Annotated in this window: 18 protein-coding genes; all 18 read left to right on the top strand. The window is 31.5% G+C overall.

Translation table 11 applies throughout. The features are described 5' to 3' along the window. Positions 1-141: 141 nt before the first annotated feature. Genes DOS84_RS19130 through DOS84_RS15080 form a run of 18 tightly spaced genes read left to right on the top strand, consistent with a single transcriptional unit; the run spans position 142 to position 18,720 of the window. Positions 142-990, top strand: coding sequence for a DUF5672 family protein (locus DOS84_RS19130; RefSeq protein ID WP_165830453.1), 849 nt, complete (start codon positions 142-144; stop codon positions 988-990). Continuing rightward, the gene (locus DOS84_RS15160; protein WP_111410970.1) at positions 990-1,889 is read left to right on the top strand and encodes a glycosyltransferase family 2 protein; all 900 of its coding nucleotides are present in this window, start codon (positions 990-992) and stop codon (positions 1,887-1,889) included. The genes DOS84_RS19130 and DOS84_RS15160 overlap by 1 nt, the downstream gene beginning before the upstream one ends. A 27-nt stretch (positions 1,890-1,916) precedes the next feature. Next, the gene (locus DOS84_RS15155) at positions 1,917-2,696 is read left to right on the top strand and encodes a glycosyltransferase family 2 protein (RefSeq protein WP_111410969.1); all 780 of its coding nucleotides are present in this window, start codon (positions 1,917-1,919) and stop codon (positions 2,694-2,696) included. An 8-nt stretch (positions 2,697-2,704) separates the two neighbouring features. Continuing rightward, positions 2,705-3,691: a glycosyltransferase family 2 protein gene (locus tag DOS84_RS15150; RefSeq protein ID WP_111410968.1), complete on the top strand. Its 987-nt coding sequence runs from the start codon at positions 2,705-2,707 to the stop codon at positions 3,689-3,691. 3 nt (positions 3,692-3,694) lie between these two features. Then, a complete protein-coding gene (locus DOS84_RS15145) occupies positions 3,695-4,384 on the top strand; it encodes an FkbM family methyltransferase (RefSeq protein WP_111410967.1) in 690 nt (229 codons plus the stop codon). Beyond that, a complete protein-coding gene (locus DOS84_RS15140; protein WP_111410966.1) occupies positions 4,375-5,397 on the top strand; it encodes a glycosyltransferase family A protein in 1,023 nt (340 codons plus the stop codon). The genes DOS84_RS15145 and DOS84_RS15140 overlap by 10 nt, the downstream gene beginning before the upstream one ends. Continuing rightward, on the top strand, positions 5,394-6,197 hold the full coding sequence (locus tag DOS84_RS15135; protein ID WP_111410965.1) for a hypothetical protein: 804 nt from the start codon (positions 5,394-5,396) through the stop codon (positions 6,195-6,197). Before DOS84_RS15140 ends, DOS84_RS15135 begins: the two co-directional genes overlap by 4 nt. Next, positions 6,194-7,273, top strand: a complete 1,080-nt coding sequence (locus tag DOS84_RS15130) for a glycosyltransferase family 2 protein (RefSeq protein WP_111410964.1) — start codon at positions 6,194-6,196, stop codon at positions 7,271-7,273. The genes DOS84_RS15135 and DOS84_RS15130 overlap by 4 nt, the downstream gene beginning before the upstream one ends. Before the next feature lie 41 nt (positions 7,274-7,314). Next, positions 7,315-8,412 (top strand): glycosyltransferase family 4 protein, encoded by a 1,098-nt coding sequence (locus DOS84_RS15125; protein ID WP_111410963.1) that lies wholly within the window; start codon positions 7,315-7,317, stop codon positions 8,410-8,412. A 42-nt stretch (positions 8,413-8,454) separates the two neighbouring features. Then, positions 8,455-9,132: an acylneuraminate cytidylyltransferase family protein gene (locus DOS84_RS15120; protein ID WP_111410962.1), complete on the top strand. Its 678-nt coding sequence runs from the start codon at positions 8,455-8,457 to the stop codon at positions 9,130-9,132. Between the two features lie 54 nt (positions 9,133-9,186). Beyond that, a complete protein-coding gene (neuB, locus tag DOS84_RS15115; protein ID WP_111410961.1) occupies positions 9,187-10,227 on the top strand; it encodes an N-acetylneuraminate synthase in 1,041 nt (346 codons plus the stop codon). Position 10,228: 1 nt separating this feature from the next. Next, the gene (neuC, locus tag DOS84_RS15110; protein WP_111410960.1) at positions 10,229-11,350 is read left to right on the top strand and encodes a UDP-N-acetylglucosamine 2-epimerase; all 1,122 of its coding nucleotides are present in this window, start codon (positions 10,229-10,231) and stop codon (positions 11,348-11,350) included. Next, positions 11,347-12,750, top strand: coding sequence for a glycosyltransferase family protein (locus DOS84_RS15105; protein ID WP_341537935.1), 1,404 nt, complete (start codon positions 11,347-11,349; stop codon positions 12,748-12,750). The genes neuC and DOS84_RS15105 overlap by 4 nt, the downstream gene beginning before the upstream one ends. Positions 12,751-12,800: 50 nt before the next feature. Continuing rightward, the gene (locus tag DOS84_RS15100; protein ID WP_111410959.1) at positions 12,801-14,234 is read left to right on the top strand and encodes an MBOAT family O-acyltransferase; all 1,434 of its coding nucleotides are present in this window, start codon (positions 12,801-12,803) and stop codon (positions 14,232-14,234) included. Continuing rightward, positions 14,234-15,112 carry a hypothetical protein gene (locus DOS84_RS15095; RefSeq protein WP_111410958.1) on the top strand — a complete coding sequence of 293 codons (879 nt, stop codon included), beginning with the start codon at positions 14,234-14,236 and terminating at the stop codon, positions 15,110-15,112. The genes DOS84_RS15100 and DOS84_RS15095 overlap by 1 nt, the downstream gene beginning before the upstream one ends. 36 nt (positions 15,113-15,148) lie before the next feature. After that, positions 15,149-16,024, top strand: coding sequence for a hypothetical protein (locus DOS84_RS15090; protein ID WP_111410957.1), 876 nt, complete (start codon positions 15,149-15,151; stop codon positions 16,022-16,024). 6 nt (positions 16,025-16,030) lie between these two features. After that, positions 16,031-17,176 carry a glycosyltransferase family 4 protein gene (locus DOS84_RS15085; protein WP_111410956.1) on the top strand — a complete coding sequence of 382 codons (1,146 nt, stop codon included), beginning with the start codon at positions 16,031-16,033 and terminating at the stop codon, positions 17,174-17,176. 2 nt (positions 17,177-17,178) lie between these two features. After that, positions 17,179-18,720: a glycosyltransferase family 2 protein gene (locus DOS84_RS15080; protein ID WP_111410955.1), complete on the top strand. Its 1,542-nt coding sequence runs from the start codon at positions 17,179-17,181 to the stop codon at positions 18,718-18,720. Positions 18,721-18,877 lie beyond the last annotated feature (157 nt).

Here is an 18,877-nt window from a genome sequence, read left to right as displayed (position 1 = left end):
TTAAAATTAAAACCTTGAAAAATATTTAAAAGAGAGTGTCTACGACAGCAATTAAGTATATCAACTAAGTGAAATGTTAAAAATAGGATGAATAAAATTATTCAAAAAAATAGTCAGTTTAGACAAATTTATTAGTCTGCCATGGAGAAAAAAGATATTTGTGTAATTATTCCTCTGTATAAAGAAGTCCTAAATGATTATGAGATCGAATCAGTTAATCAGTGCGTCAAAATACTGTTTGATTATTCATTGCATTTTGTTTGTCCTCAAGGACTAAATATTGATTTTTATAGAGAAAATTTTTCAGAAATAAAAAACGTCCTTTTTTTTGACATTGTTTATTTTGAAGGTATAAATGGATATAATAGATTGATGTTAAGTCCTGATTTTTATAGAACTTTTGCTCGTTTTGAATATATGCTTGTCTATCAAACAGATTGTTATGTTTTTAGGGATGAATTACTGGATTGGGCAAACAAAGGTTTTGATTATATTGGAGGAATATGGTTTGAAGATTATCACGGTAATCCAAATTTAGGTGCAAAATTATGGTGTCCAGGAAATGGTGGACTTTCTTTACGTAAGATAAAAACAATGATTAGAGTATTATCGTCTAAACGACCTTTAAAAAACTGGAGTCAGTTATTGAATGAAAAAAAACGCAAAAGAGAGAATGTTTTTAATAAATTAAAAGGGATGATATTGATTCCTTTGAATGTTTTGGGTTATAAAAACAATTTTAAATATATGGCTTCAAAATATGAATTATTCGAGGATGTTTTTTTTATGGAAGCTGGTCTGGTTTATAATAACATAAAAATCCCAATTGTAGAAGATGCTATTTTTTTTTCTTGGGATAAAAACCCACAATATTTGTTTAATAAGTTTAAGGGTTTCCCTTTTGGTTGCCATGCTTGGTATAGAGATGATGTTCCATATGAAGGGAATAAGGAATTTTGGGTGGAGCATATAAACAAAGAATTATATTAATGGATAAATTTATAAAGGGTTATCCAAAAATATCAATTGTAACCCCATCCTATAACCAAGGGCAATATCTTGAGGATACTATTTTATCCATTTTAGGTCAAGGTTATTCTAATTTGGAATACATGGTTTATGATGCAGCAAGTACAGATAATTCAATAAGCATAATAAAAAAGTATGAAAATCAATTAAGTTATTGGGTTTCTGAAAAGGACAAAGGACAGGCTGATGCAATCAATAAAGGTTTTGCAAAGGCTACAGGAGAAATCCTAATGTGGTTGAATAGTGATGATATTTTAATGCCTAATGTTTTGCATTTTATTGCGGAACAATACATGAAAAAAGGGGATGGTATTTATTTTGGGAATTGCATTCATTTTAAGGAAAATTTAAACGGTAATTTATATTCAAGTGGGAGTAATGTTGTTGCATCCTATAATAAAATACCGCTAGAATTGGCTGATACAATCATTCAGCCCTCTTCTTTTTGGAGCAAAAATGTTTGGATTAAAAATGGAATTTTAGCAGATAATTTTCATTTTGGTTTTGATTGGGAATGGTTTTTAAGAGCCAAAAAAAATCGTATTCCATTTTATTCAATCAATAAACCAATTGCAATCTACCGTATTCATGAAGCTCATAAAAGTGGTTCAGGAGGAAGGAAGAGGCAAGAAGAACTGTTAAAAATTTATGAGATTTATAGTTTTAAATATGCACAATTATATCAATTGATAATGAATGAAAATTTTGATTTGTCATTTATTGAAAAAATTATTTTTCGTATATTCAAGGCATTGTCTAAAAAAGGATTTTCCGGAACTCATTTTTTAAAAATAATGAAGTACAATAAGTATAAAAATTATACCGTAACCGAGATGAATGTTATAAAGGGGATGTTATAAATTTAGATATTTAAATAAAAAAAAACAATGTTGAAGCTATCTATCATAACTATAAACTACAATAACCTCGATGGTTTGAAAAGAACTATTAGAAGTGTTGTTAATCAAACTTGGAGAGACTTTGAATATATTATTATAGATGGGGGTTCTACAGATGGTAGCGTAGCTTATATAGAAAGTCAAAGTGCAAACATTAATTATTGGGTAAGCGAACCCGACAATGGGATTTACAATGCCATAAATAAAGGAATTGTGAAATCCACAGGGGAATATTTGTTGTTTTTGAATAGTGGAGATCATTTGTATAATGATTTTGTGCTTTATGAAAATCAAGGTCAAATAGTAAATCATGATTTAATATATTTTAATATTGAATTGGCTGATGCAAAAACATCTAGAATAGTTTCTTATCCACAAAAGTTGAATTTTTCTTTTTTTTATAAGGGAACATTGTGTCATCAATCTACTTTTATAAAAAAAGTGCTTTTTGATGAATTGGGATTATATGATGAAAATTTTAAATTGGTTTCGGATTGGAAATTTTTCATATTAGCATTGTTCAAATATAATTGTAGTTATTTAAAAGTTGATACAACTCTGGCCACTTATTATTTGGATGGTATAAGTTCCAATTGGACAAACAAAAAAATGTTAACAGACGAAAGACAGAGGGTGTTAAATAAAGATTTTAATGGTTTTATAGAGGATATGAACCAACTTTTGGAATTCAAAAGAATTGTTTTAAATTTAAGAAATTCAAAAAAAATAAAATTTTTCACAAGATTAGGGCTGTTAAATAAATTTTAAAAATAGACATGGCGCTAGTTTCCATAATTATCCCTACCTACAATCGCGTGCACCTAATTGGTGAGACCTTAGAAAGCATAATAGCGCAAAGTTATAAAAGTTGGGAATGCCTAATTGTTGATGATTGGAGTACGGATGATACAGCTACTCTTATTGCCGATTACATAAAAAAAGACGCTAGATTTCAATACCATCAAAGACCTGTAGATAGAAAAAAAGGGGCCAATGCTTGTCGAAACTATGGTTTTGAATTGAGCAAAGGTAAATACATTAAGTGGTTTGACAGCGATGATATTATGCATCCTGATTTTCTGGAAAAACAAGTTCAGGTTTTAGAAAAGAATAAATATTTGGATTTTTGTATATGTCTAGCCAATGAGTTTTTTGATAATTTAGATAGTAGAAATATTTTCAAAGCCAATAGAACACCAAAAAACGATAAACTAACTAGTTATTTGGTAAAAAATCATTATTTTTTTACTGCTTCACCTTTATGGAAGAAATCTCTATTGAGAGGTAAGCCTTTATTTGACGAGGATTTAACAGATAGTCAAGAAACAGATTTTCATTTTAGAATGCTGTCCTTTGATGTAAAATACGAATATACAAATGATGTTCTATTTTCAATAAGAAGAGGGCACAGTAGTATCACTCAGGATGAATTAAATTTGGTTTCTTCAAATTTTTCTAGATTTAAATTTTTTCTTAAAGCATTTGAGATTGTCGAGGAAAATGAAGTTGATGATAAAAATTTATTGAAACAGTATATTCTCTACCGATTATTAGGCCTTTTTTATTTTTTAAATGATACTCAAAACAAGAAAGTAATGACAAAGTATTATTTTAGAATTTTAAAAAATATAATTAAAACTAAGTATTCCTTGAAAGACAAAATAGCTATATGTATTGGGTTTCTGCTTATCATTGTTTCAAATAAAGGACATAATCTTATAAAGCGTGCAAAAGTAAATATTATTGAAGTAATTGAAAATTGATTTATGAAAAACAAAATAAAAGAATTGATTTTTAAAAGATTTAATGTTAGTTTTTCTAAATCAGGTGATGATATTCAATTAAACAAGCTAATTGGTTCAACATCTCCAGGTGTTTATGTCGATATAGGGTGCTGGCATCCAATAAAAGCATCAAATACTTATTATTTTTATTTACGAGGTTGGAAAGGATTATGTATTGATCCAAATCCGGAATTGGAAATATTATATAAGAACTTTAGGCCGAAAGATAATTTTATAAATTGTGCAGTTGGGGAAGATTTGAAAAATTTCAAATACTATATGCTTGACGATCAATATAGTTCGATGAATACTTTAGATTTTGATTTTATAAAGAAGCACAATTTAGTTGATAGAATAAAGAAAACTATAGATGTTCCTACCTATTCTTTAAAAAAAATACTTGATGTAAATATTAAGGAAAATGATCGATTAGATTTTTTTGATATAGATGTAGAGGGATTTGATTTGGAAGTTTTAAAAACAAATGATTGGGTGAAATATCGTCCTAAGATTGTAGTAATTGAAACTGATTTGTCCTTGAAGGATGATTTAAATTCAGAAATTGTAAGTTATCTTGAATCGAAAGATTATAGACTGATTGGAAAATCTATTATTATGGGGGATTTAGGAAATTTGTTTTTGATAGATAATAAATTAAATCCATGCGAGTAGGCTACAATCCACATAAAGATAAAACGCAACCCACATCTGATTATTTTCATCAGGTTATTATTCCAGTTTATATCCCCAATCAGGAGGGATATTTTAAAGACAGTTTTGAGATATTGAAACTATGTCTGGATTCATTGTTTAAGACCATTCATGACAAAACATCCATAACTATTGTCAATAATGGGAGTTGTATAGAAGTTGTAGCTTATCTGAACTATTTGTTTCATAAAAATAAAATACAGGAAGTAATTCATACTACTAATATTGGAAAACTCAATGCCGTTTTAAAAGGGATTTCGGGAAATAGTTTTCCTTTAATTACAGTTTCGGATGCTGATGTGCTTTTCTTGAATGGATGGCAAGACGCAAGTTATTCTATTTTTGATGTGTTTCCAAAAACGGGAGCTGTTTGCCCAACACCGTCTTCACGTTCTTTGAGAACCTATACAGCCAATGTGTATTGGGATTTGTTTTTCTCAAATAAATTAAAATGCACTCCAGTTGTAAATCCTGATGCTTTAAAAATGTTTGGATTAAGTGTAGGAGATGCTAATTTTTATAATCCAGATCAATTGAAAAAATATTTGACTATAACTAATGAAGATAAAAAAGCGGTTGTAGGTGCAGGACATTTTATAACTACTTATCGAGCAGAAGTTTTCGATAATTTAGGTAGTAGATTTACAACATACAAATTAGGAGGTGATAGTGAAGGGCAATTTTTGGATCTCCCTGTTGTAAAAAAAGGGTTTTGGCGATTGTCAACTGCAGATAATTACACCTATCACATGGGGAATGTCGTGGAAGACTGGATGCCGGTTGAGGTATCTAAATTAACACAAAACAATAAAAAGTGTACTTTCGAATTAAAACCATTGCGATTTAATTCTAAACTGGCTTATTTTGTAAAGAGTAAATTGTTCTCCAAATTGATTTTGAATAAAAAAGTAATGCGTTATTTTTTAATTTGGAAAGGGTTGAGCAAGGAAGAAGCCAAAAACTATTTAAGATGATTGATAAATCTAAAATTGCAATTATTACTACTGTTGCTAGTTTCAAGTTTTATAATAAAACAGCAACTCTTTTCCCAGTAGGGATTGATAAAATAGTTATTGATGGTACTACTGGGATGTATGGATTGAAAAGCATTGACTTTATGTTTGAAAAACTTAAAAACAAGCAATACGATTGGATAATAATGGCAGACGAAGATGTTTTTTTTTATGATTCGGATCTTGTTTTTGATTTAATTCAGTATATGAAAAGTAACAATTTAGATATTTGCGGTGTTAGGGATGGAGGAGAAATTCAACATCGTTTACATAATCCTGAGGCAATAAATACTTTTTTTTCCATTTTAAATTTTAAAAAAATATCGGATAAGTATAATTACCGTTCGATTTTAGATTGTCAAAAGTATATTCCTAAATTGTATGCAAATAAAGAGTATTCAGCTTTAAAGTATTCATATGATTTGCAGAGTTTAAAAGAGCCTTATTATTGTTTTTACTTTTGGGCTCATTTAAATAAATTTAAATTTTTATATTTAGATACTATCAATCCGGTTGGTAATGATATGATTGGAAATGTAATTCTTTCCCCAACTGGAGAAAAAATTGCATTTCATAGTTGGTATGCAAGAACCTATGAAGTTTATGAAGACCAAACTATTAGGTTAAACTCTTTTTTGAAGGATTTTAATATTAAAGACGCATTGATTAATTGGAGAGAAGTCCAAGTTTTTAAGAAGCCATTTTTTAATTGGAAAAAAAGAGCAAAAATATTTGCTGTAAAATTATTTAAGAATAAATGATTAGCATAATATACCCTTACCGTGATCGGGAAGAAATTAGAGTTAAACGTTCTCTAGATTCATTGGCACAACAAAGCAATCGCGATTTTAAAGTTGTTTTTTTAGACTTTGGTTCTATATTTGCCAAAGCAGCAACAATTAAGATGCTTACTCAGAATTATGATTTTGTAACCTATCTCTATTCCTATCATTGTTATCAGCCCTGGTCAAGAGCCAAGGCGATTAATATTGGGTTGCAAGAAGTAACCACTCCTTATGTTTTTGTGGCCGATGTAGATATGATTTTCAGTCATGATTTTATAGAAAAACTGATATCGATTCAAAATCCTAATCAAGCAGTATTTTTTAAAGTTGGTTTTCTTGATCATAAAGAAAGTATTCAACTAAAACCTTTTGATCAATATAAAATAAATTTTTTTAGTCAAGTTGGCGCCAAAGGTTTGTCGTTATTTCCCCTTGATGCATTGAATAAAATACATGGTTTCGATGAGTTTTTGCATTTTTGGGGAGCTGAAGACGAAGATGTTCATAATCGATTGGAAAATGCGGGATATCAATCTGTATTTTATGATCAAGAGATTTTAATGCTGCATCAATGGCATATTACCTATAGAAAATCTGAGTCGAAAGGATTAAGCCAGGATTTGCAATTGACAAACATAAGCAGAATTAATCTTGAGCATTTATTAGATAATAAAAAGCAAAAGAAAACAATTGTTAATTTGAAACAATGGGGGAAAAGTATTTCCAAAACTGAATTTGAGGTGTTAGAAAATAACAAGGAGGCATTTTTTATAAAAAATAAAAAAGAAAGTATTAGTCATTTTCTTTTTGTGATATTGCCAAATTTTAAGGGAGGAGTGCTAAATGTTATTTTTCAAAAAGATGATTTTCAAAATAGTTTGAAATATTATGTAAAAAAAAGGTTAAGCAAAGCAGTTCCGGAATATTACTCTTTAAAAGAAATAAACGACAAAGTTTTGTTGCATCTTATTAGTTTTTATAGTGGCTGTAATTATTTTTATATAGTAGGGAATGATTTAAAATCGATTCAGTTAAAAATTAAAAAAGAGTAAACTACTTTTTCTATCTTTACTAAGCCATAATTTTTTTGCCTATGACCAAAGTAATTCTCATATCACAAACCCCACTTCCTTTTTCTAAAATAGGGAGCTGGACAACACTTTATAAAAATTATTTGCAAAAAGAACACCAAATAGATTTTATCGTATGTGAACCGCCAGAAATGCAGTTTGAGAATGTTAAGTACAGTTTGGTTGCCAATGATCTCATTTTTAAAATAAGAAGAAAAATAAAGAAAAATAAATACTTAGGTTATTTTGAGGCTTTAGACAAAATTCTTAGAGCAAACGAAAAATATATCATTCAAATCGTTGATAATTTTGGAATTGTGAAGCCTCTTGCTGCTTTTTTGGTTTCAAAAGGGCTGCGATCCAATTGTTGTCTTCAGTTTTTTTATCATGGTTTTCCTCCTTTTTATGAAAATTATAATGGCAGATGGTTTTTTGAGTCTATTGATGAAATGGTGTTATTAACGAATGATTCCTATTTGGCCCATAAAAATTATTACACGATATTGCCTACTCGATTTTCGGTTTTGCATAATGGCATTGATACCAAAAAGTTTTTCCCACTTTCGCTAAAAGAAAAGCAAGTAACTAAGCAAACAAAAAACACAAACGATAAAACCGTTTTTGTATGGTGTTCACAAGATCGCCCCAAAAAAGGGTTGGGTATTTTACTGGAGGCTTGGAAAAGAGTGTATGAAACTAGACAAGATATAGTGTTGTGGGTTATAGGTTGCGATCCTAAAACACCACAAGGAGGTGTGGTGTATCTCGGGCGAATTCCTAATGATGAACTTCCTGCTTATTTTCAAAGCTCAGATTGTTATTTGTTCCCCACACTTTGTCATGAAGGTTTTGGGATGAGCTTGATTGAAGCATTGCATTGCGGTAATTATTGTATTGCGTCGGCTATAGGTGGAGTTCCAGAGGTGCTACAGTATGGGAAATTGGGCAAATTAATAGAAAACCCTCATTTTGTTGCAGCTTGGGAAAATGCAATACTTGATTTTCTTGAAAATCCTGCTTCACCTCCAATGGTTTCATCGGATTTATATTCTTCCGAAAGTTGGTCCGCAGGGATGAATAGTATAATAACAAATGCTAAGGCTTTTATTTCCGATTTATGATAAAACCAAAGGGAAGTATCTTTTTTAAATAATTAGAAATAAATGAAAACTATAGTTATAATTCCCGCCAGAGGAGGATCAAAACGTATACCCGAAAAAAACATCCAGCTCTTTGGAGGTTTGCCCTTATTGGTTCATTCTATACAATATGCACTAGCAAATGGTGAAATTATAGATACTGTCTATGTTTCTACTGATGATGAAAGCATCAAAAGCATAGCCTTGGCAAATGGTGCTAACGTGATTGATCGGCCGGCGCATATTTCGGGTGATTTGGAACCTACAAAAACGGCACTTAAACATGCTCTAGAGACAATTGAAGATGAGGTAGAAAATGTCATTTTGCTACAACCCACAAATCCTTTACGACCACAAAATTTGCTAAAAGAAGCTTTTGAAGTATATCATAAAGGGAATTATGACAGTTTATTTACAGTCACTAGAAACCATCAAAAATTAGGCAAAATAATAGAAAACAAATTTCAACCTTTTAATTATAGTATTGGGCAACGCAGTCAGGATTTGGAACCTTTGTTTTTCGAAAATGGATTATTGTACATTACTAAAGCTTCTTTGATTCTCAAAGATATTATTATTTCAGAAAATGCCTTTCCATTCGAAGTAAATCATATTTTTGCCAATGTTGATATTGATACTACAGAGGATTTGGAGTATGCAGAATATTTAATAAAAAAAATGTCTCGACTGCGCTCGACATGACAAATCTAAAATTGTTGTCACCTCGAGCGCAGTCGAGAGGCCATAACTCATTTTATGAACCCATATATAGAAATTGCAGGTAGAAAAATAGGTCCCGATTATCCACCATTAGTTATTGCTGAAATAGGTATTAATCACGAAGGCTCATTGCAAGTAGCCAAAGAAATGGTCGATGCCGCTCATAGAGCAGGTGTTGAGGTAGTGAAACACCAAACTCATATTGTTGAAGATGAAATGTCTGGAGCTGCCAAAAAAGTAATTCCCGGCAATGCAGATGTTTCTATTTATGAGATTATGGAGCGTTGTTCCTTGAACGAAGCCGATGAATTGGAGCTAAAGAATTATGTTGAAAGTAAAGGGATGATTTTTATTTCGACTCCATTCTCTCGTGCTGCAGCAGAGCGATTGAAAAAGTTTGATATTCCTGCCTATAAAATTGGTTCTGGTGAATGTAATAATTATCCTTTACTGGAACATATTGCTTCGTTTGGTAAACCCGTTATTTTGAGTACAGGGATGAACACTATTGAAAGCATCCACAAAGCAGTTGCTATTTTTGATAACCATAAAATTCCAGTAGCATTATTACATACAACTAATTTATACCCAACGCCAATACATTTGGTTCGTTTGGGAGCCATGATTCAAATGCATGAAGCTTTTCCAGATAAAGTATTTGGGTTAAGTGATCATACATTGAATAATAATGCTTGTTTGGGAGCAGTGGCTTTGGGAGCCAGTATTTTGGAACGCCATTTTACAGATCATATGCAACGCACAGGACCGGATATTGTATGCAGTATGGATGAGCAAACTACTGCACAATTAATTATAAGTTCTAATGAAATTTGGCAAATGCGAGGTGGTGTCAAAGAACCAGCGCAAGAGGAACAAGTAACCATTGATTTTGCTTTTGCAACCGTTTGTGCCATCGCTGCCATAAAAAAAGGGGAAGCATTTACAAAAGAAAATATTTGGGTGAAACGTCCGGGTACTGGGAAGATTTTGGCAGAACATTTTGATTCTATTTTAGGTAAAAAAGCTACTCGAGATATTGATAATGATGAGCAATTAGATTTTATTGATTTTGAATAAAATGAAAAAAACACTATTCCTGACAGGAACCCGTGCCGATTTTGGCAAAATAAAGTCATTAATTTCAATTTTGGAACAGCAGCCCGAATTTGAAGTTTTTGTGGCGGTTACCGGCATGCATTTACAGGAAGAATATGGTTATACCTTGTTGGAAATTCAACGTTGTGGATATAAAAACATACATACTTTTCAGAATCATACCCATGAAACTACCATGGATTTGACACTGGCCAAAACCATCGAAGGGCTATCGAGTTATATAAAAAATGTTCAGCCTGATTTAATCCTCGTTCATGGAGATCGAGTGGAAACTCTTGCTGGAGCCATTGTAGGTTCCTTAAATAATATTTTGGTAGCCCATATTGAGGGCGGTGAAATATCGGGTACGGTAGATGAATTGATTCGTCATAGCGTAAGTAAATTGAGTCATATTCATTTTGTTTCTAATGTAGAAGCAGCTAAAAGATTGAAGCAAATGGGAGAGGTAAAAGAATCTATTTTTACTATCGGTTCACCTGATATAGATGTTATGTTTTCAGATAAACTTCCGGATTTAGCTGTTGCCAAAGAATATTATCAGCTGTTTTTTGAATCCTACGGTATAGTCATGTTTCATCCCGTAACTACTGAAATAAAGGATATTGAACAATATGCATCTGATTTTGTAGAGGTATTATTGGCAGACACACATAATTACATTGTTGTTTTTCCTAATAATGATTTGGGTAGTCAAATAATTCTTAACGCTTATGAACGCTTAAAAGGGAATCCGCGTTTCCGGATTTTCCCCTCATTACGATTTGAATATTTTTTGACATTATTAAAAAATTCTCAATTTATTATAGGAAATAGCAGTGCCGGAATACGGGAAGCACCTTATTACGGAATTCCGATTATCAATATTGGCACTCGTCAGCAAAATAGAGCCGTTCATGCCGATATTATAAATGTAGATTATGGCAAAAACAATATTTCAGAAGCATTAAAAACTATTGATTCCCATCAGGTACAACAAACTGATGCCGATTTTGGTGAAGGAAATAGTGCCGAATTATTTTTGGAGTCCCTCCAAAAAAAGGAATTTTGGCAAATGAATCATCAAAAACAGTTTAGAGATAGATGATGCAAAATAATAAAATATTCATTCTCTTGCCAGATGGTATTGGTCTACGTAATTTTGCGTATTCGGATTTTCAGGCTATTGGATTACAAGAAAATTTCGATGTTGTTTATTGGAATAATACTCCATTTGATTTAACTAAATTGGGTTTTAAAGAGATAAAGATTCAAAACTCCAAATCACATCCACTTACGGAAATCTACAAAAATGCCCGCAAACAAATAGAGTTGAATCTTAATATTCGAAGAACCAGAGAAACCGTTTATGATACGTATCGTTTTCCTTTTTCATATGCCACAATTGCAAAAGCTGTAAAAAGTGGTACAACAGAGTTGTTGTCTTTTACCCATTCTTCTTCTTTCGGATTAAAGTGCATTCGAAAAAAAATTAAACAAGAAGAACGAAAAACACTTTATTACCATCAAAGTTTAGAAACTTTGCAAAAAGAGCAACCAGATATGGTCTTTTGCACCAATCAACGGCCGATGACGGCAATTGCACCGTTATTGGCGGCTCAAGATTTAGGAATTCCCACTGTAACTTTTATTTTTTCCTGGGATAATTTGCCAAAAGCCACAATGGTAATAGAAACGGACTATTATTTTGTATGGAGTGATTTAATGAAAAAGCAGTTACTGTTTTATTATCCTTATATCGAAGAAGAACAAGTCTTTGTTACGGGAACTCCACAATTTGAATCTCATTTTGAGAAAAGTAAGTTACTTTCAAGAGACGTTTTTTTTGAACAAAATAATTTAGATGCCGATAAAAAATACATTTGCTATTCAGGTGACGATGTTACTACATGTCCAGATGATCCAAAATACTTGGAAGATGTTGCCATTGCTATTCGAGAATTAAACAAAAAAGGAGATGCATTGGGAATTATTTTTCGACGCTGCCCTGTTGACTTTTCGGATCGATATAACAAAGTACTTGATGATTACCGAGACGTAATCACTCCGATTGCTCCTATTTGGAGTAAAATAGGTGAGGGTTGGAATACGGTTTTGCCAACTCACGCCGACATTGATTTGCAAATGAATACGATAGCTCATACGGAACTGGTTGTCAATTTGGGGTCATCCATGGTTTTTGATTATGCCGCCCATGATAAAGCTTGTGCTTTTATTAATTATGATGTAAAAAATAAAACACTTAAAAATTGGTCCGTCAAAAAAATATACAATTACGTGCATTTCCGTTCTATGCCTAATAAAGAAACGGTTTTGTGGATAAATAGCCCAGATGCTATTGCTTCAATAATTGAGAAAGGAATAACAACTAATCATTTAGTTCTAGAAAATGCCCAAAAATGGTTTGAAATCATTAATCAACATCCTCCGCAAGACGCTTCCAGACGTATTTGGCAAGGAATTAAAACTATCATTTCTAAAGAATAATCCTTTTCTTTGCACTTTCAAAAATTAGCATGCAATTTTTAAAATAAATTATGTTTTTTAACTCCTTGGCTTTTGCCATTTTTTTACCCATAGTGTTTTTTTTGTATTGGTTTGTTTTTAACAAAACAAAGAGCAGCCAAAATGCACTCCTTATCGTTGCCAGTTATTATTTCTATTCCTGTTGGGATTGGCGTTTTTTGTTTTTGTTGGTTTTCTCAACTTTTTTAGACTATTATACCGGAATTAGAATTGAAAAAAGCACTAATGATAAAGGACGAAAGTTTTGGTTTTGGTTGAGTATTATTATCAATTTAGGATTCTTAGGCATTTTTAAATACTATAATTTTTTCTCAACATCGTTTGCACAAATGTTGACTACTGTTGGCTTTAAAGCGAGTCCGATTTTGTTAGATGTAGTTTTACCGGTTGGAATTTCTTTTTATACGTTTCATGGATTATCCTATGTAATCGATATTTATTTTAAAAGAATTAAAGCAGAATATAATTTTGTGGATTATTCGCTTTTCGTGAGTTATTTTCCGCTTCTGGTGGCAGGTCCAATTGAAAGGGCTACCCATTTATTGCCGGAAGTAAAGGTCAAAAGAACCTTTGACTTTAATCAAGCCAAAGAAGGAGTCTGTCAAATTATTTGGGGATTGGTGAAGAAGGTGGTTATTGCCGATACCTGTGCGACTTATGCTAATGCTATTTTTGACAATTACTCTTCAATGAATTCCTTGTCACTTATTTTAGGAGGAATATATTTTGCTTTTCAAATTTATGGTGATTTCTCCGGATATTCTGATATGGCATTGGGAATGTCAAAATTGTTTGGGCTGGAATTATTACGTAATTTCAATTACCCTTATTTTTCAAGGGATATAGCAGAGTTTTGGCGTCGTTGGCACATTTCGCTTTCTTCTTGGTTTCGTGATTATCTCTACATACCCTTGGGAGGAAGCAAAGGTTCCAAAGCCATGCAGGTTCGCAATGTCTTCATTATTTTTGTGGTCAGCGGTTTTTGGCATGGCGCCAATTGGACCTATCTGGCTTGGGGTTTTCTCAATGCGGTATATTTTTTGCCCCTTTTATTGTTGAATCGAAATCGGAGCAATATAGATGAAATTAAGCTGAACTGGAATTGGGATTCGGTAAGAACGATATCCAGTATTGTAATGACTTTTTGTTTGAGCACGATTGCCTGGGTATTTTTTAGGGCGAAAACGATAACCGATGCCTGCACGTATTTGAAACGAATAGTCGTAAACAGAGAGTTTACTTCTCAGTATCTTGTAAATGAGCGTTACAATTATGAAATATTGTTGATGATTGGTCTGTTTGTTTTGGTTGAATGGAATAATAGAACCAGAGTAGAGCCTATTTCAGGAAAATACAATACAGTGAAATTGGCTTTGGCCATAACAGCGATTATCGCTTTTGGGACGTACTCCGACTATAAAGAATTTATATATTTTCAATTCTAATGAAGAAGTTTTTACTATTTACTTTAAAAACATTAATCTTTACAATAGTAATTGCTGTTGCTTTGGATTTTATATATACCGCTATTTATTTGCAGTCGAGTAATCGAGGCAAAGTAGATCACGTTTATAATTCAAAAAAGGAAAATTTCGATGTGGTTATTTTAGGTTCTTCCAGAGCCAATAATCATTTTGTTGCCCAAATGTTCGAAGATAAAGGACTGAAAACATTTAATTATGGTATGAGTGGTGGTCATTTATTTGAAGCTGATTTGTTATTGAAATTAATGTTAGAACGGCATTACAAAATTAAGAATGTGATTCTTGAAGCCGATTTGAATTTGTCGAATAAACGTAGAGATTATGGAATTTCAAGTAAATTTTTGCCCTATTTGCATCAGTCGGAAACTGTAAAAAAGCATTTTTCAAACGAAGATGATTTTCTAGAAATGTATTATATTCCTTTTTACCGTTATATAAAATTTGATGAACGTATTGGTTTTCGAGAATTTTACAATACTACTTTGAAAAAATCAACGAATGTTTTGAATCACCAAGGCTATTATCCTTTAATCAATCGAAAAGGGAATATGAAGAATAATATTGTCAATCTAAAGCCCTTATTGCACAACCAATATTACGAAGAAATCAAACAAATTTGCAAAGACAACAATATTAATTTCATAGCGGTAATGACACCAATGTGCGAAAACACCAAAGGAATTGAGTATTTTAACAAAGTACAAAAGTTATATCCCGAAATTCATAATTATGAAAATGTAGTGGTGGAGGATAAATATTTTTCATCCTGTGGACATTTGAATGATACTGGGGCCAGATTGTTTACCGCTCGAATTTTGAAAGATTTTTTTAGTAAATAAAATTGTGATTTAAGAATAGAGCTTTAAATTTTCTCAATGAAAAACTTTTTATTTTTTGCACTTAAAATATTGATATTAATCTTTGTAGTAGCTGTAGTGTTTGATATTACTTATTCGCAGGTTTTTCTAATGTCAAACAATAGAGGGAAAATAGGCTATATATATAATTCAAAACCGAAAGAGTATGATGTTGTTATATTAGGTTCGTCGAGAGCTAATAATCATTTTGTGACTCAAATGTTTAAAGACAAAGGACTTGAAACTTTTAATTTTGGCATGCAGGGTTCGAAGTTATTTGAATCAGACTTAGTTTTAAAATTGTTATTGGAAAAGAAAAATAAAATTAAAAATATAATAATCGATATCGATGTTACATTAAGATCAAAGAAGAATTCGGAAGCGACAATTTTAAAGTTTTATCCCTATTTACAATCTTCTCCAGTTATAAAAGAGCACTTTAGTAGTTTGCCTGATTTTTATTTAAATCAATATGTTCCTTTTTATAGATATGCAAAATATGAAACTAAAATAGGTTTTAGGGAAATGTTTTTTTGCGCTATTGAAAAAAAAAGTAAAGAGCAAGATTTTGGTGGTTATTCAGCTTTAGAGAAAAGCAAAAATTTATCAAGTGAAAATTTATTGAATATTGAACCTAAGCGGAATCAGTATTACGAAGAAATAAAACAAATATGTAAGATCAATAATATCAATCTAATTGCAGTAATGACTCCAATGTGCGAAAGTACCAAAGGAATTAATTATTTTGAAAAGGTAAAAAAACTATATCCAGAAATTCATAATTATGAAAATGTAGTGGTGGAGGATAAATATTTTTCATCCTGTGGACACATGAATGATACCGGAGCGAGAATATTTACCGCAAGAATTTTAAAAGACTTTTTTAATAAATAAAAATATATGCATATTGCTTTTTTAACACCTGAATATCCCCATGAGCGTGTACAGCATGCGGCAGGAATAGGTACAAGTATCAAGAACTTGGTGGTGGCTTTGGTTAAAAAAAAGGTAACTGTTACCGTTTTTGTTTATGGACAATCAGAAAGTGCTATTTTCCAAGAAGATGGTGTGAAAATACATTTGATAAAAGCTCAAAAGTATAAAACGTTTGGTTGGTATTTTCATCGAAAATATATTCAAAATTATCTCAATAAATACATTGTTTTAGAAGGGATTGATTTAGTCGAAGTCCCAGATTGGACAGGAATTACTGCTTTTATGAATTTAAAAGTACCAATCGCAATTCGTTTTCATGGAAGCGACGCCTATTTTTGTTATTTGGAACATAGAAAACAAAAAGCAAAAAATTTTTGGTTCGAAAAATTGGCAATTAATAAAGCTCAGGCTTTTATTGCTCCTACCCGTTTTGCAGGAGAACTGTCAAAGAAGCTTTTTGGAATAAAAAAGAAAAGAATTCAAACCATTCACCACGGATTAGAGCTTAATCTATTTCAGAATACTAATCCGTTGGTTTATGAGAAAGGGTTGATTTTATATATAGGCACTATTATTCGAAAAAAGGGAGTATTGGAATTGCCTGATATTTTTAAGAAAGTTAGAAGTAAATATCCAGAAGCCAGATTGGTTTTGATAGGAAGTGATTCTTTTGATATTCAAACCAAATCCAAATCGACTTGGGAATTAATGCAACAAGAATGCAGTGAGGAAGATTTAAATGCTATTACTTATTTAGGTAAAATCCCTTACAATGAAGTGCAGGAATTCATAAAAAAAGCAAATGTTTGTGTTTTTCCAACTTTTGCAGAAACTTTAGGAATGGTGACAATTGAATCCATGGCGCTGCAAAAACCAGTTGTGAATAGTAATATTGGTTGGGCACAAGAATTACTTGTTGATGGGGAAAGCGGGTATTTGGTCCACCCAAAAGATCACGACGGATTTGCCGATAAAATAGTTGGTTTGTTACAAGACGATATTTTATGTTCTACAATAGGAAAAGCAGTAAGAATAAGAGTAGAAGCTATTTTCGATATTGAAAAAATAGTTGAGCAAAATGTAGGTTTTTATAAATCAATAATAGGTTAATTTTGATTATAGTATACCATAAAAATAATAGGATTAGCAAAGTTATTTCGGTTGATAAAAGTGAAATATCTTTTGCCAAAAATAAATCTATTGCGTTTGGCTTAATACAATTGGCAGAACGTTTTCCAGAATCAAAACTAGTTTGGTGTCATTCAGACTATCAAGAAGTGCTTAATGTAGAGGAACTTAATTTGATAATGCATCACAATAAAATGATACTTTCCTATAATCCAAGTGAAAGGAATTATTTAGGCCCAAAAATAGGCTATGTAGAGGAATCTTTATTTATTAGAGTAAATAAAAATGTAACCTACCCTACCTGGCAAATGAGTAGTTTGGTGGGATGTGTTCATACTTCGATATTAAGAGCCACTAAGGAAACGATAAAACGGGATTCTTGTTTTGATTATTATTTAAATTCAATTGCCAAAGTTTGTAAACCGCAAGGTTTGTTGTGCTATTCCGAGCCTAGATTATTGAAAAAGCACTTTTTAGTTTCTTCACCCAAAGCCTCTGTTTTTACCCTTTTTAGATTTATAAAACAGCATTATAAAAAGAGATGGATAGTAATGATGTTTTTAAATTTAATCATTTATGAGCGTCAATTCCCTTTAGGCGCCTTTTTATATGCTTATTTTTTTAAGAACAGGAAAAAGAACAAAACTGATTTAGACGCGATTAAAGTTAATTCATCTCTTAAAGTTATAGTTAACCCAACTATGGATGTTATTATTCCAACTATCGGGAGAAAAGATTATTTGTATGATGTGTTGAAGGATTTGGCTCAGCAAACTCATTTACCAATTCATGTAATTATAGTGGAGCAAAATCCTAAACAAGACTGTGTTTCAGAATTGGATTATATATATAATGAAATTTGGCCTTTTGTTATAAAGCATACCTTTACGCATCAAACTGGTGCTTGTAATGCAAGGAATTTGGCAATGAGCCAAGTAGAAAGTGAATGGGTATTCTTTAGTGATGATGATATAAGATTTGAATCGGATTTGATAGGGAGGGTTTTTAAAGGCATTGAGCAATATGGTGTTTTATGCTTAACGACAACTTGCTTGCAAGTAAATGAGTATAAGAATAATTTTCATATCCATCAGTCTAATATTTTTGGATCCGGAAATAGTTTTTTGAGAGCTGATTTATTAAAAAAAGTGTCTTTTGATAAAAGCTTAGAATTTGGTTATGGAGAGGATACTGATTTTGGATTGCAATTACGAAATTTAGGAGTAGATGTCATTTCTTTTCCCGAGATAAGTATTTTACATCTAAAAGCTCCAATAGGTGGATTTCGAATAAAGCCAACTTTTGAGTGGTCTAAAGAGGAGATACAGCCTAAACCTTCCCCAACTGTTATGTATGTGAAATTCAAGTATAATTGTAAGGAACAAATAGGCAGATACAAAACTACATTATTTTTTAAGTATCATAAACATCAAAATATTAAAAACCCAATTCGTTATTTAATTTACTTTAATAAGCAGTGGCAGAAAAGTATTTTTTGGGCTAATGAATTAAAAAAACGAGCGTAAAAATTTTCATGAATATAGCGTGGATAAGAGCTATCTTTACTACTGAACAAACAGTTTTTACAATAAGTTAATAAACATTTTATTTTGATACAATTTATTTTAATTTGTACTTCTTCAGGGAAAAGTGCGGTTCCTTTTGACAAGAGTCAAAAGAATA

Origin of the sequence: Flavobacterium aquariorum (assembly GCF_003254745.1) — a bacterium.
Taxonomy (GTDB): domain Bacteria; phylum Bacteroidota; class Bacteroidia; order Flavobacteriales; family Flavobacteriaceae; genus Flavobacterium; species Flavobacterium aquariorum.
The sequence above is the reverse complement of the archived record's forward strand: the minus strand, read 5'-3'. Positions and strand labels throughout refer to the sequence as shown.